General features: G+C 74.3%; 14 protein-coding genes and 1 pseudogene. 7 read left to right on the top strand and 8 right to left on the bottom strand.

The window, feature by feature from the left end:
- Positions 1-33: 33 nt before the first annotated feature.
- The 6 genes and pseudogenes from ACN27D_RS23380 to rimP all read right to left on the bottom strand — a co-directional run bounded on the left by ACN27D_RS23380 (position 34) and on the right by rimP (position 6,642).
- Complete coding sequence (locus ACN27D_RS23380; RefSeq protein WP_043325814.1) at positions 34-327, bottom strand: DUF503 domain-containing protein; 294 nt, start codon at positions 325-327, stop codon at positions 34-36.
- Positions 328-368: 41 nt separating this feature from the next.
- Positions 369-1,412 carry a TRM11 family SAM-dependent methyltransferase gene (locus ACN27D_RS23375; RefSeq protein WP_120571115.1) on the bottom strand — a complete coding sequence of 348 codons (1,044 nt, stop codon included), beginning with the start codon at positions 1,410-1,412 and terminating at the stop codon, positions 369-371.
- A gap of 82 nt (positions 1,413-1,494) precedes the next feature.
- Positions 1,495-4,506 carry a translation initiation factor IF-2 gene (gene infB, locus ACN27D_RS23370; protein WP_421499993.1) on the bottom strand — a complete coding sequence of 1,004 codons (3,012 nt, stop codon included), beginning with the start codon at positions 4,504-4,506 and terminating at the stop codon, positions 1,495-1,497.
- Positions 4,507-4,599: 93 nt separating this feature from the next.
- Positions 4,600-4,936, bottom strand: a pseudogene (locus ACN27D_RS23365) (YlxR family protein).
- A gap of 15 nt (positions 4,937-4,951) precedes the next feature.
- Positions 4,952-5,995: a transcription termination factor NusA gene (nusA, locus tag ACN27D_RS23360; protein WP_120571117.1), complete on the bottom strand. Its 1,044-nt coding sequence runs from the start codon at positions 5,993-5,995 to the stop codon at positions 4,952-4,954.
- Positions 5,992-6,642: a ribosome maturation factor RimP gene (rimP, locus tag ACN27D_RS23355; RefSeq protein WP_120571118.1), complete on the bottom strand. Its 651-nt coding sequence runs from the start codon at positions 6,640-6,642 to the stop codon at positions 5,992-5,994. The genes nusA and rimP overlap by 4 nt, the downstream gene beginning before the upstream one ends.
- A 264-nt stretch (positions 6,643-6,906) precedes the next feature.
- Here rimP and ACN27D_RS23350 point away from each other — a divergent pair, with 264 nt between their 5' ends.
- From ACN27D_RS23350 to ACN27D_RS23325, 6 genes are all read left to right on the top strand, one after another.
- Complete coding sequence (locus ACN27D_RS23350; RefSeq protein WP_421501189.1) at positions 6,907-7,356, top strand: hypothetical protein; 450 nt, start codon at positions 6,907-6,909, stop codon at positions 7,354-7,356.
- A 53-nt stretch (positions 7,357-7,409) separates the two neighbouring features.
- Positions 7,410-7,850 (top strand): ferritin-like domain-containing protein, encoded by a 441-nt coding sequence (locus ACN27D_RS23345; RefSeq protein WP_302904926.1) that lies wholly within the window; start codon positions 7,410-7,412, stop codon positions 7,848-7,850.
- A gap of 69 nt (positions 7,851-7,919) precedes the next feature.
- The gene (locus ACN27D_RS23340) at positions 7,920-8,501 is read left to right on the top strand and encodes a PadR family transcriptional regulator (RefSeq protein ID WP_013284661.1); all 582 of its coding nucleotides are present in this window, start codon (positions 7,920-7,922) and stop codon (positions 8,499-8,501) included.
- A 19-nt stretch (positions 8,502-8,520) separates the two neighbouring features.
- Complete coding sequence (locus tag ACN27D_RS23335) at positions 8,521-9,252, top strand: ABC transporter ATP-binding protein (RefSeq protein ID WP_121685882.1); 732 nt, start codon at positions 8,521-8,523, stop codon at positions 9,250-9,252.
- Positions 9,249-11,930 carry an ABC transporter permease gene (locus ACN27D_RS23330; protein WP_357897581.1) on the top strand — a complete coding sequence of 894 codons (2,682 nt, stop codon included), beginning with the start codon at positions 9,249-9,251 and terminating at the stop codon, positions 11,928-11,930. The genes ACN27D_RS23335 and ACN27D_RS23330 overlap by 4 nt, the downstream gene beginning before the upstream one ends.
- A gap of 181 nt (positions 11,931-12,111) precedes the next feature.
- Positions 12,112-12,591, top strand: coding sequence for a nitroreductase family deazaflavin-dependent oxidoreductase (locus ACN27D_RS23325; protein ID WP_121685884.1), 480 nt, complete (start codon positions 12,112-12,114; stop codon positions 12,589-12,591).
- A 19-nt stretch (positions 12,592-12,610) separates the two neighbouring features.
- Here the strand turns inward: ACN27D_RS23325 and ACN27D_RS23320 are convergent, their stop codons facing one another.
- Positions 12,611-12,892, bottom strand: coding sequence for a type II toxin-antitoxin system RelE family toxin (locus ACN27D_RS23320; RefSeq protein WP_233586152.1), 282 nt, complete (start codon positions 12,890-12,892; stop codon positions 12,611-12,613).
- A complete protein-coding gene (locus tag ACN27D_RS23315; RefSeq protein ID WP_121685890.1) occupies positions 12,889-13,158 on the bottom strand; it encodes a type II toxin-antitoxin system prevent-host-death family antitoxin in 270 nt (89 codons plus the stop codon). Before ACN27D_RS23315 ends, ACN27D_RS23320 begins: the two co-directional genes overlap by 4 nt.
- 67 nt (positions 13,159-13,225) lie before the next feature.
- Between ACN27D_RS23315 and ACN27D_RS23310 the strand changes: the two genes are divergently transcribed.
- Entirely contained in the window at positions 13,226-13,954 is a 729-nt protein-coding gene (locus ACN27D_RS23310) for a nucleotidyltransferase domain-containing protein (RefSeq protein ID WP_121685891.1), read from the top strand.
- The last annotated feature ends 36 nt before the right edge of the window (positions 13,955-13,990 follow it).

Below are 13,990 nucleotides of genomic sequence, written 5' to 3'. Positions count from 1 at the left end.
CGCGGCACGGCCGGAGTGCCGCGCGACGCGCCGTCAGTCGTCCTCGCCGTGCAGTCGACGGCGGACCGACAGCAGCTCGGTCTCCGGGCGGGCGGCGACCAGCCGCTCGCAGGAGTCGAGCACCTCGCGGACGTGGGCCGGCTCGGCGGCCACCACAGCCACCCCGATCTCGGCCCGGCCGTGCAGGTCCAGCGCCCCCACCTCGGCGGCGGAGACCTCGAACTTGCGCAGCGCGGCGACGATCGGCCGGACGTAGGACCGCTTGGCCTTCAGGGACCGGGAGTCACCCGGGAGCAACAGGTCGAACAGCGCGGTTCCGGTATACACGGCGAGCAACGGTACGCCGGGCGGCGCACCCCGGCACGCGATTAAGGCGCGACCGCCACCAGCACGTCCCGCTCGATCGCCTGGTCGACCCGGTGGGCGAAGTCACCGAAGCCGGGGCCGCCGAGCACCCGCAGACCGGCGTCGGCCAGCACCGCCTCCGCCTGCGCCCGCGGCGCAACGTGGGTGTTCCAGGACAGCCCGAGCGCCCCGCCCGGACGCAGCAGCTCCCGCCACACCGGCACGGCGGCGGTGAGCAGCTCCAACGGGCTGCGGGACAACCCCTGGCCGGTACGGCTGCCGTGCGCCACCCCGTACGGCGCGTCGGTGACGATCACGTCCGCGCAGCGGGCGCGCAGCGCCTCGCGGGCCCGGGTGGTGTCGGTGTTCAGCACGGTGACGCGCTGGGTGGCCCCGGCCCGGTGCTCGTCCCGCGACGGCGCCAGCACCGCCTCGAAGCGGCGGGCCACCAGCTTGCGGTCCCGGCGCACCGACGTCGACTCGGCGGTGTGCTTGAGCCGCTTGCGGCGCAGCCAGGTGCGCAGGAACGCCGCGTACGCCTCCACGTCCTGACTGTCACGCTCGATGCCGATGCCGTCGTAGCCGTACATCAGCGCCTGGTTGAGCGTGGTGCCCCGGCCGCAGAGCGGATCCAGCACCACCACCGGCCCGTCCAGCATCCGCGGCGCGGCGGCGGAGGCGAGCACCGTGACGTTGAGCAGCAGCCGGGTGAACTGCTCGTTGGTCTTGCCGGCGTACTTGGGAATGGTGATCAGGTCGGAGTCGTACCGGGCCAGCGGACGCAGCGGCACCGGGCGGAGCAGGTCGTCGCCGACGCGCTCGAACAGCGCGTACGCGGCCGACAGGTTCGCCAGGTGGGCCAGGTCCCGCTCGCCCAGCCCGGGTTCGGCGGTGGTGAACGTCAGGTACTCCACGCCACCGATCCCGGTCACCTCCGCGCCGGCCGGTACGACGTCGAGCACGCCGGAACCGGCGAACACCGCCAGTTCGGCGCGCGCCAGCCGGGCCGCCGCGTCGGCGTAGACGCGGTTGGCCGAGGGCGCGAGGAGCAGTGCGTACCGGATCACGCCGGAGATTGTCGCAGCCTGCGGAAACGGCGACGGCCGGGACCCGAAGGCCCCGGCCGCCGACCGGTCGTACGCGTGGTTCTCAGGCGCGCGGCTTCTCGCGCATCTCGAACGTCTCGATGACGTCGCCGACCTGGACGTTGTTGTAGCCGCCCAGCGTCAGACCACACTCGAAGCCCTCGCGGACCTCGGTCGCGTCGTCCTTGAACCGCTTCAAGGAGCTGATCGTGAGGTTGTCCGCCACGACCGCCCCGTCCCGCAGCAGCCGCGCCTTGGCGTTGCGGCGGATGAGGCCGGACCGGACGATACAGCCGGAGATGTTGCCGATCTTGGACGAGCGGAAGACGTCGCGGATCTCCGCGGTGCCCAGCTCGACCTCCTCGTACTCCGGCTTGAGCAGACCCTTGAGCGCGGCGTCGATCTCCTCGATGGCCTGGTAGATGACGGTGTAGTACCGGATCTCCACGCCCTCGCGGTCGGCCATCTCGCGGACCTTGTTCGAGGCCCGCACGTTGAAGCCGATGATCGTGACCGCCTCGGACGAGGCGCTCGCGAGCATGACGTCGCTCTCGGTGATCGCGCCCACGCCCCGGTGGATGATCCGAAGCTGGACCTCCTCGGGGATGTCGAGGTTGAACAGCGCGTCCTCGAGCGCCTCCACGGAACCGGAGACGTCGCCCTTGAGCACCAGGTTGAGCGAGGTCTTCTCGCCCTCCTTGAGCTGCTCCATGAGCGTCTCGAGAGTGGCCCGGCCACGGGAGTTGGCGAACGACGCCGCCCGCCTCCGCGCCTGCCGCTGCTCGGCGATCTGCCGCACGGTGCGGTCGTCCTCGGCGGCCAGGAAGGTGTCACCCGCACCCGGCACCGTGGTCAGACCCAGCACCATGACCGGACGCGCCGGGCCGGCCGAATCGACCGGCTTGCCGTTCTCGTCCAGCATGGCCCGGACCCGGCCGTGCGCCCCACCGGCGACGATCGAGTCACCGGCACGCAGGGTGCCCTTCTGCACCAGCACGGTCGCCACCGCGCCACGGCCCTTGTCCAGGTGCGCCTCGATCGCGACACCCTGCGCCGGCCCGTCGATCGGAGCGGTCAGCTCCAGCGACGCGTCGGCGGTCAGCAGCACGGCCTCGAGCAGTTCCTCGATGCCGATGCCGGGCTTGGCCGCCACGTTGACGAACATGGTGTCGCCGCCGTACTCCTCGGCGACCAGGCCGTACTCGGTCAGCTGCTGGCGGACCTTGTCCGGGTTCGCCTCGGGCTTGTCGACCTTGTTGACCGCGACCACGATCGGCACGTCCGCCGCCTTGGCGTGGTTGAGCGCCTCGATGGTCTGCGGCATGACGCCGTCGTCGGCCGCGACCACCAGGATCACGATGTCCGTGACCTGGGCACCACGGGCACGCATGGCGGTGAACGCCTCGTGACCCGGGGTGTCGATGAACGTCACCGCGCGGTCCTCGCCCTCGTGCGGGACGTGGACCTGGTAGGCGCCGATGTGCTGGGTGATGCCACCCGCCTCGCCGGCCACCACGTTCGCCTTGCGGATCGCGTCGAGCAGCTTGGTCTTACCGTGGTCGACGTGACCCATGACGGTCACCACCGGCGCACGGCTGACCAGGCGGTCCGCCGCGACCTCGGCGTCGAGGTCGATGTTGAACTGCGCGAGCAGCTCGCGGTCCTCGTCCTCCGGGCTGACGATCTGCACGTCGAAGCCGAGGTGCTCACCCAGCAGCTGCAGGGTCTCGTCGGAGCACGACTGGGTCGCCGTCACCATCTCGCCCAGGTTGAACATCTCCTGGACCAGCGAACCCGGGTTGGCGTTGATCTTGTCGGCGAAGTCCGACAGCGAGGCGCCACGGGACAACCGGACGACCTGACCCTGACCGCGGGGCGCGCCCGAGGACATGGTCGGGGCCGACAGGTTGTCGAACTCCTGTCTGCGCTGCTTCTTGGACTTGCGACCGCGGGTCGGCCGGCCGCCCGGACGCCCGAAGGCACCCGCCGCGCCGCCGCCACGGCCACGGCCGCCGCCACCGGGACGGCCACCGCCGCCGACCGGACCACCCGGACGGAAACCACCGCCGGGAGCACCGCCACCGCCGCCGGGACCGCCGCGGTAGCCACCGCCACCGCCGCCACCGCCGCCGGGACCGCCGCGGTAGCCACCGCCACCGCCGCCACCGCCGCCGGGTCCACCGCGGTAGCCACCGCCACCGCCGCCGGGACGACCGGCGCCGCCGCCGGGTCCACCACGACCGCCACCGGGGCCGCCGGGGCGGCCGGTGGTCGGGCGCTGGCTCGGCATCGAGGCCGGGCTCGGCCGCGGCGGCATCGACGCCGGGCTGGGCCGCGGCGGCATGCCGGCCGGGCTGGGACGGGGACCGCCCGCACCGGCGGCCGGGGGCCGCTGCTGCTGGCCGCCCTGGATACCGAACGGGTTGTTACCGGCGCCGCGCGCCGGCGGACGACCGCCGGGCCGGGCACCGGGGCCCTGACCCTGACCCGGACCGCCGGGACGACCGGCGGCCGGGGAACCCGGACGCGGCGGCATGGCGTTCGGGCCGGGACGCGGGCCGGGACGGGGACCGCCCTCGGCCGGAGGCTCCCGGCGTACGGTCTCGCGCTGCTGCTGGCGGGCGGCCTGGGCGGCCTTGACCGCGGCCTCCTGCTCAGCCTTGAGCGCGGCGGCACGCGCTTCGGCGGCCGCCACTTCGATGTCGTGCGCGCTCGCCGGCTTGGCGACCGGGGTCGCCGGCTGCGGCGGGCCGGGGACCGGGCCCTTGGGCTTCGGTCCAGGGGCCGGCGCGGCCGGGCGCCGGGGCGGCATCGGCTTGGCCGAGACCCGGGGGGCGCCCGGGGTCGGGATGGGCGTCGGGGTCGGTGCCGGGCCACTGGGCGCGGCAGCCGGCGGGCCGGCGGGCGCCGACGAACCGGCTACGAACGCGCTACGCAGCCGCCGGGCGACGGGCGCCTCGACGGTGCTGGACGCGGACTTCACGAACTCGCCCATTTCCTTGAGCTTGGCGAGAACGGTCTTGCTTTCGACCCCGAGCTCCTTGGCAAGCTCGTGTACGCGGGCCTTTCCTGCCACTGCACTCCTCACTCCGAGGTCGTGCGGGCAGCACCCGCAGCGACCTCACTCCTGCACTTGAAGCCTGGTCATTTCAGGGACTTCATCGTGTGCTCATGTCGGTCGTCCTACCTTGCTAGCGACCCTCGACCGGTCGGGCTTGACCGGTCGTCGGGGGTTGCGCGTCGACGTGCTCCGCAAGCGCACCGTGGTCGGGAACCCCGGTGAGGCGCAGTGCCCGCCCGAAGGCGCGACGCCGCACCGCCTGCGCGAAGCAGGCCGGATCAGGGTGCATGTTCGCTCCCCGACCCGGCAGTCTGCGGGCCGGATCGGGCCGGAGACTGGTGTGACCAGCCTCGTCACCGATCGCGACGACCCGCAACAACTCGCTGGCCGGCGCTCGTTTCCGGCAGCCCACACAGGTGCGCTCCGGAATCGCGCGTCGTACCACTGAGTAAGTCTACCCCTAGCCGCCGGAGATCGCGCCGCCCGGCTCCGGTACGTGATCAGCTCCGCCCCGGCTCTGCGGGGCCGCGGTCTCCGCGTCGGACCGGATGTCGATGCGCCAACCGGTCAGGCGGGCCGCGAGGCGGGCGTTCTGCCCTTCCCGGCCGATCGCGAGCGAGAGCTGGAAGTCCGGGACGGTCACCCGGGCGGTACGGGTGGCCAGGTCGACCACCTCGACCCGCAGCGCCTTGGCCGGCGACAACGCGTTGCCGACGAACGTCGCCGGGTCGTCCGACCAGTCGATGATGTCGATCTTTTCGCCGTGCAGTTCGCTCATCACGGCGCGGACCCGCTGGCCCATCGGGCCGATGCAGGCGCCCTTGGCGTTGACGCCGGAGGTGGTCGAGCGCACGGCGATCTTCGTACGGTGACCTGCCTCACGTGCGATCGCGCCGATCTCCACGGTGCCGTCGGCGATCTCCGGCACCTCCAGCGCGAACAGCTTCTTCACCAGCGCGGGGTGCGACCGGGACAGCGTGATCTGCGGGCCGCGCATGCCCTTGGCGACGTGCACGACCACGCAGCGGATCCGCTCGCCGTGCTCGTACCGCTCGCCGGGGACCTGCTCGGACTGCGGCAGGACACCCTCCAGCTTGCCCAGGTCGACGCTGACGATGCCCTTCTCGCGGCGGGTCTCGTGCGCCTGCACCACACCGGTGACCAGGTCACCGTCGCGGCCGACGTACTCGCCGAAGTGCACCTCGTCGGTGGCCTCCCGCAGCCGCTGGAGGATCACCTGCTTGGCGGTCATGGCGGCGATCCGCCCGAAGTCGTGCGGAGTGTCGTCCCACTCCCGGGTCACCGTGCCGTCGGCGTCCAGCTCCTGCGCGTAGACCGAGGCGGCCCCGCTCTTGCGGTCGATCTCCACCCGGGCGTGCGGCTCGGCGCCGTCGGTGTGCCGGTAGGCGGTCAGCAGCGCGGTCTCGATCGCCGCGAGGATCGTGTCGAACGGGATCTCCCGCTCGCGCTCCAGGGCGCGCAGCGCCGCGAGGTCGATGTTCACCTCTCCTCGTCCTCCAGATCTTCGTCGTCGTCGGTGTCGTCACCGAAGTCCTCGTCGGCCAGGTCGTCCAGGCGGTTGAACTCCACCTGGACCCGGCCGGGCCCGAGTTCGGCGTACGGGTGTTCGGCGGGGCCGGCGTCGGTCTCCAGCACCACGCGTTCGTCGTCGGCGGCCGTGATCCGGCCGGTGAGCTGGCGGTCCCCCGCGTCACCGCGGACGGTGACCTTGACCAGCCGCCCGGCGTTGCGCCGCCAGTGCCGGGGCAGGGTGAGCGGCCGGTCCACGCCGGGCGAGCTGACCTCCAGCTGGTACTCGCCGGCCACGATGTCGCCACCGGCCTCCTCGGCCGCGTCCAGCGCCGCCGAGACCGCGCGGGAGACGTCCGCCACGGCGTCCAGGTTGATCCCGCCGTCGGCGTCCACGATCACCCGGACCACGTGCCGCCGGCCGGCGCGGGAGACGGAGAGGTCCTCCAGGTCGTAACCGGCCGCCGTGACGACCGGTTCGATCACCTCGCGCAGCCGGTTGCGGCGGGCGGCGAGATCGCCGCGAGGTGCGCCGCTCCGGTCCGTGCCGCGGGGCCCGTCGGCCCGGCGGGGCCGCCCGGCGGGCCCCGTCGACCGGGTGGCACGGCCACGCTGCGTCATTGCGCGCACCTCTCCTGCTGTTGCCACGACCCGCGAGCCGTGTTGTCCTCGGCCGGGTGCGGGCGATCGGCCCGCCATACCGGCGCGCCACCGGGGCGTCCGCGCCCGGTGGTTGCGCAGAGCGTAACGCTTGTGGCCGCCGACGGACCCGGCGGCGCACCGAGACCCTGCCCCACGAGGCGGCGCGGATGGTGTTGACTCTGTCAGGTGGGGATCGGCAGAACACCATCCGACCAGGTCAGAGCGGGGCATTCCCGGCGCTGGCTGCTGCGCGCCGGCGGGCTCGTGGCGCTCGGCGGCGCCACCGCGCCGCTGACCGGTTGTGATCTTCTTGACCGCGACAAGGAGCCACCGGAGCCGGACGCGCTGGAACCGCTGGCCGCCGAGGCGCTCGCGCTGGAGGCCCGCTACCGGGCCGCCGCCACCGCCGCGCCGGCGCTGGCCGAACGGCTCACCCCGATCGCCGACGCGCACCGGGCGCACGCCGAGGAGCTACGCCGCGTGATCGGCCGTCCGGCGCCGTCCGGTGCCCCGGTGGCCGCCGGCTCGGCCAGCGCGCCCGCGCCCGACGCCGTGCTCACCGAGCTACGCCGGGCCGAGCAGGAGGGCCGGACGAACGCGGCCCGGGCGTGCGCCGAGGCCCCGGCCGAGCGGGCCGCGCTGCTCGGTTCCATCGCCGCCGCGCGGGCCACTCACGTGGAGGCCCTGAAGTGAACGAACGCACCGAGCGGAGCGAGGGCCGTGAGGGCACGCCCGGCAGGCACAGCATGAACCCGACGACCGGTCCGGCCTCGGCCCTCGCCGACGCGCTCGCCGCCGAGTACGCGGCGGTCTGGGCGTACGGGGTGATCGGCGTGCACCTGACCGAGGCGGCGCGTACGGCGGCCCGTGCCGCCGAGGCGGCCCACCGGTCCCGCCGCGACGCGCTGCTGCTCCAGCTCGCCGAGGGCTCCGGGCAGGTGCCCGCCGACCGGGCCGGATACGCGCTGCCCTACCCGGTGACGGACCGGGCGAGCGCGCTGCGCCTGGCGGTGGAGATCGAGGAGCGGACGGCCGGGCACTGGCGGGCCGCGCTGCCGCACACCACCGGCGCGGACCGGAACACCGCGCTCGCCGCGCTCACCGACTGCGCGTTGCGTGCCACCCGCTGGCGGCGTACGGCCGGGGTGACGCCGGTCACCGTTCCGTTCCCGGGCCGCCCGGCCTGAGCGCGACGCCGGTCACCCGGCGGAACCCTCCGGTTGCGTAGCGCATACCAGGTATGCATACTCGCGGTCATGTCCATCCGTCACGGCCTGCTCGCCCTGCTCGAACGCGGCCAGATGTACGGCTACCAGCTCCGTGCCGCGTTCGAGGAGTCGACCGGGTCGACCTGGCCGCTGAACATCGGACAGGTCTACACCACGCTGGCGCGGCTGGAACGTGACGGGCTGGTCCGCCCGCTGCCGGAGAACGAGAGCGGGCAGCGGCCGTACGAGATCACCGACGCCGGACGCGCGGACCTGGCGCTGTGGTTCGCCACGCCGATCAGCCGCGCCGACCGCCCCCGCGACGAGTTGTCCATCAAACTGGCGCTGGCGCTGACCACCCCCGGCGTCGACGTGCGGTCGGTGGTGCAGACCCAGCGCACCGCCACCATGCGCGCGCTCCAGGAGTTCACCCGGTTGAAGTACACGAGCGACAAGCCGGAGGATCTACCCTGGCGGCTGGTGCTGGACGCGATGATCTTCCAGACCGAGGCCGAGGTGCGGTGGCTCGACCACTGCGAGACGAGCCTGGTCCGGCACCGCCCGGCGCCGATCCGGGCGGTCGACCACCCCGAGGCGGTGGACCGGGCCGGCGACGAAGCCCGCCGGTGACCCGGCACGGGAGGCGCTGATGGACCCGATCGACGGGGTGCTGGAGCTGCGGGACGTACGCCGGACCCACGGCGCCGGCGAGGCCGCCGTGCACGCGCTGCGCGGCGTGAGCCTGACCGTGCGGGCCGGTGAGCTGGTGGCGGTGATGGGCCCCTCCGGGTCCGGCAAGTCCACGCTGCTGGCGCTCGCCGGTGGCCTCGACCGGCCCACCGGCGGCCAGGTGGTGGTCGAGGGTGAGGCGCTGGTCGGGCTGTCCGCCCGCGAGCTGGCCCGGCTGCGCCGCCGCCGGATCGGGTACGTCTTCCAGGACCTGAACCTGCTCGGCAGCCTGACCGCCGTGGAGAACGTGGCGCTCCCGCTGGAACTGGACGGCACCGGCGTACGGGCGGCCCGCCAGTCGGCGCTGGCCGCGCTGCGCGAGGTCGACCTGGAGGACCTGGCCGACCGCTTCCCGGACCAGATGTCGGGAGGCCAGCAGCAGCGGGTGGCGATCGCCCGGGCCCTCGTCGGCGAACGCCGCTTGGTCCTCGCCGACGAGCCGACCGGCGCGCTGGACTCGCAGACCGGCGAGGCGGTGCTGCACCTGCTGCGCCGCCGGGTGGACGCCGGGGCGGCAGGGGTGCTGGTCACCCACGAGGCCCGGCACGCCGGCTGGGCGGACCGCGTGGTCTTCCTGCGCGACGGGGTGATGGTCGACTCGACCGCCCCGCTGATCGGCGTCGACCACCTGCTCAGCGGCAGCAGCCGGTGACCGGCGGCCGCCTCGCCGCCGTACGCGGTTCGTGGCGGACCGCGCTGCGGATCGCCCGCCGGGAGGCCCGGCGGTCCCGGCGGCGCACGCTGCTGGTGCTGGTGATGATCGCGCTGCCGGTGCTCGGCCTCAGCTTCGCCGCGGTCAGCTACGACATGGGTGATCTGACCCGCGCCGAGCGCATCGAGCGCCAGCTCGGCGGCGCCGACGTCGCCCTGCGCTGGGACAGCCTGACGCCGGTGACGCAGGACGCCTGGGGCGAGTCGGCCTGGCCGGTCCAGGGCGAATGGGTCGGCCGGACCCGTCCGGCGACCGCCGAGGAGGTGCGCGCGCTGCTGCCCGAGGGCAGCCGGGTCGCCCGCACGCGCTGGTGGATGACGTTCTCGACGCGGGTCGGCCGGCACGTCGAGTCGGTCGACGCGCGCGCCCTGGACCTGACCGACCCGCTCACCCGGCCGCTGGCCGAGGTCCTCGACGGCCGCCCGCCGGTACGCCCGGACGAGATCGCGGTCAGCCCGGCGGCGCTGCGCCGGCTCGACACCCGCATCGGCGACCCGGTCCGCACCATCGACGGCGCCACGTACCGGGTGGTCGGGGTGGTGGAGTACCCGGACAACCTCCGGGACGTGGTCACGCTGGCCGGGGTGACCCCGGAGACCGCAGTCGGCAGCGACACCTGGCTGGTGGACCTGCCCGGCCCGCTCGACCCAGGGCTCGCCGACCGGCTGAACGCGCAGGGAATCCAGGTCGTCGTCCGTGACCCGCTGCCCGGGCGGGAGGAGTTCACCCGCGGCATGCGCGTACCGGACGCCGACGAGGCCGGCGTCATCGGCGTGGTCGGCGGGCTGGGCCTGCTGGAGGTGGTGCTGCTGGTCGGCCCGGCCTTCGCGGTGAGCGTCCGCCGCCGGCGGCGGGATCTCGCACTCGTCGCGGTGGCCGGTGGCGACGCCGCCCACCTGCGCCGGATCGTGCTCGCCGACGGGGTGGTGCTCGGCGCCGGCGGGGCCGCCCTCGGCCTGCTGCTCGGCATCGGCGCGGCGTTCGCCGGCCGGCCGATCGTCGAGCAGTACCTGCTCGGGGAGCGCCTCGGGGCGTACCGGGTCTTCCCGAGCGCACTGGTGGCGATCGCCGCGACGGCGGTGCTGGCCGGGGTGCTCGCGGCGATGGCGCCGGCCTGGACGGCGGCCCGGCAGGACGTGGCGACCGGCCTGGCCGGCCGGCGCGACGCGAGCCGGCCCCGCCGCCGCTGGCTGCTGATCGGGGTGGCGCTCACCGTCGCCGGGACCGCGATCGCCGCGTTCGCCGCCGGCCGCACCTCGCAGACCGGTGTGCTGGCCGGCGTCGCCCTGGGCGAGCTGGGGCTGGTGTTCTGCACCCCGACGCTCGTCGGCGTCCTGGGCCGGGCCGGCCGGCTGCTGCCGCTCACCCCCCGGCTCGCGTTGCGCGACGCCAGCCGCAACCGGTCGTCGGCCGCGCCCGCCATCTCGGCGGTGATGGCGGCGGTCGCCGGAAGCGTCGCGATCGGCGTCTACGTGGCGAGCGACGAGACCCGGTCGCGGGAGCTCTGGCAACCCGGCCTCCCGCCGGGGAACGTGCTGGTCACCTACTCCGGTGAGACCCCGGCGGACCCGCCGTCGGCCGAGGTCGTCGCCACCCGGGCCCGCACCGTCCTGCCCGACGCCGCTGTGGCGCCCGTCGCGGTCCCCGGCTGCTCCGGCGGCGTCCGGGAGAAGGACGACTGCGCCGCGTACGCGGTCGTTCCGCCCGAGCAGCGCTGCCCGTACACCTCCTCCGACCCGGTGATCCCCGACTCGGCCCGGCGCGATCCGCGCTGCGTGAGCCCCTTCCAGGAGCCGGTCGACGTCTACCTGCCGGCGCTCGTGGACGACGGCGGCGCGCTGGCCGCGCTCACCGGAGCGCCCGCCGACGAGCTGGCCGCCGCACGCCGGACGCTCGCCGCCGGCGGCGTGGTGGTCACCGACCCCCGGCGGGTGACGGACGGGCAGGTCCGGGTGGAGGTCAACTACAACTCCGGCGGCCCGCCCACCGGGCGTCTCCTGCCCGGGTACGCGCTGCGCGGCGGTCTCACGGTCGACCGGCTGGTGCTCTCCCCCGCCGCCGCCGACGCGCTCGGCCTGTCCGCCGTGCCGTTGGGCTACCTGCTGGACACCACCGGCTCGCCCACCGATCGGCAGGTCGAGATGCTGACCGACGAGCTGTTCGACGTCGGGCCCATGTCCGCGCAGGTGGCGACCGCCGACCCGCCGTCGGACCAGCGCCCGATGCTGATCCTGCTCGCAGTCGCCTCCGGGTTGATCACGCTGGGCGCCGCCGCGGTCGCCACCGGCCTCGCCGCGGCCGAGGGCCGCCGGGACCTGTCCACGCTCGCCGCGGTCGGCGCCGATCCCCGGGTACGCCGCCTGCTGTCCCTCTGCCAGGCCGGGGTCATCGCGGTGCTCGGCTCGGCGCTGGGCATCGTCGCCGGGCTCGGCTCAGCCGTGGTCGTCCTGGCCGCGCTCAACCAGCGGTACGCGGAAGCCTGGCCGGTGCAGGCGCCGTACCCGGTGACGGTGCCCGGCGTGACGCTCGCCGCGCTGGTCGTGGTGCCGCTGGTGGCAATGGGCGGCGCGGCCCTGTTCACCCGTTCCCGCCTGCCGATCGAACGCCGGCTCGACTGACCCCCACCCGCCCCACCCGCCCCACCCACCCACCCCACCGTCCATGATCCACACCACTTCGCCGGAGTGGCGGCATCCCGGTGAGGTGGATGCCACCACTTCGGGGAAATGGAGTCGACCTTGGGGCGGACTGACCGTCCGAGGGGGTGACGGGGCGCGGTGTGGGCGGCACACTTGTCGGATGTCAGCCCTGGGAACCCTCACCCGCCGCCTAGGTCACCAGCGTTGGTTCGGCGCCACCATGCGCCTGCTCGTCCCGGCCGACCGGCTGGTCGGGCGGATGACGAAGGGCCGCGTGGTCGCCTTCGGGCTCGTGCCCACGCTGGTGCTCACCTCCACCGGCCGCCGCTCCGGCAAGCCCCGCAGCAACCCCCTGGTGTACGTCCCCGACGGCGACGCCTACGTGGTGATCGGCTCGAACTGGGGGCAGCAGCACCAGCCGTCCTGGACGTTCAACCTGATGGCCCACCCGGGTGCCGAGGTGGACGTCAAGGGACGCCGGATCCCGGTCACCGCGGAGCAGGTCACGGGCGAGGAACGGGAACGGCTGTTCCAGCGGCTGGTGCAGGAGTGGCCCGCGTACCGCACGTACGTCGAGCGCGCCGGTGGCCGCGAGATCCGCGTGTTCCGCCTGGTCCCGAACGGCAACCCGGCCACCTGAGCGCCCTCGCCACGCACGGTCAGAGCGCGTCGTAGACGTCGCTGCGGTGGCCGAGCTGCACCACCAGAACGATCAGTTCCTCGTCGCGGACGGTGTACACCACGCGGTAGGAGCCGACACGAATGCGCAGGAGGCCCGGATGCCCGACGAGCGCCTTGACGCCGGCAGGCCGAGGTTCGGCGGCGAGAGCGGCGATCGCGTCGATGAGGCGAGCCTGCACCGGACGGTCGAGCTTACGGAGGAGCTTGGCGGCTGCGCGCTCGATCTTGACGGTGTATCCGGGTGGCGTCTGCCCGCTCACAGGCCCAGCTCTTTGCGTAGGTCGGTGAGGGAGATGGGCGCCTCGCCCGCATCCAGACGGGCCAGGGCGGCCCGGGCGGCCTCGACGTCGATCGCGTCCTCGGCGCGTTCGATCGCCTCGGCGAGGTCCGCCGGGACAATGGCAGCCAGCCGCTGCCCACGACGAGTGACGTAGGTGATGCGGCCGGCGTAGTGAGCACGTGAGACGACGTCCGCGAGATTCTCGCGAGCGTCGGAGATCGGAAGCTCGGCAGCAGGCTCGGTCATACCTGAAGCGTACAGCTCGTACGAGTCGTACAACTGGAACTGACGACGTTGCGGATTGGCGGTGGCCTTGGCCGGCGAACGAGACGCCGAGCGGCGTCTGGACGATCCACGGTGGCAGGTGGCCGAGCGGGTCGGTGACGCCGTCCTGCGGCGGTTCCCGGCCGACGTGCTGGCGGTCGCCGTACACGGTCCGCTCGCGCACGGCGACGACGACGGCGGCGGGGACCGCGAGGTCGGCCTGCTTGTCGTCACCTACCGGCCGGGCGCCGGGCCGCCGCCCGCCACCCGGCGGGTGGACGGTGTGCTCGTCGACCTCACGGTGGCCGGGGCGGACGACTACCTGCGCCGGGCGACGACGATCACGTCCCGCTGGCCGCTGGCCGCGGACCGGTACGTCACCACGCGCGCCCTGCACGATCCGACCGGCTGGCTGCGGAAGCTGCGCGACGAGCACCTGGCGCGGCTGGCACGGGCCCGGCCGGCGGAGTTCACGAGCGCGGCGCGGCAGGCGTGGTACCGGGGCAGCGCGGCGCACGCCCGGGCGCTGCGGCTGGCCGAGTGGTACGAGACGGACCAGGCGCTGCTCATGCTCGGCGAGGCACGGCTGGCCGCCGCAACCGTGCAGGGGCTGTTCAGCCGCACCTACTTCCGCGACCCGGGGGACGCGGTGCGGCGTACCGGGCTGGCCGGGGCGGACATGACCGAGGTGGGCGCGGCGCTGACCCGCCAGGCCGAGGAGCTGGCTGCCCGGGGCCGCCCGGTCGACGGCACCATCGACGACCTGCTGTCCGGCTGACGACCTGCGGACGGCTGGCGGCTCGCCGACGGCTGG

The organism is Micromonospora sp. WMMD1274 (assembly GCF_049179035.1).
GTDB classification, from domain to species: Bacteria; Actinomycetota; Actinomycetes; order Mycobacteriales; family Micromonosporaceae; genus Micromonospora; species Micromonospora tulbaghiae.
This window is presented reverse-complemented; position numbering and strand designations above follow the sequence as displayed.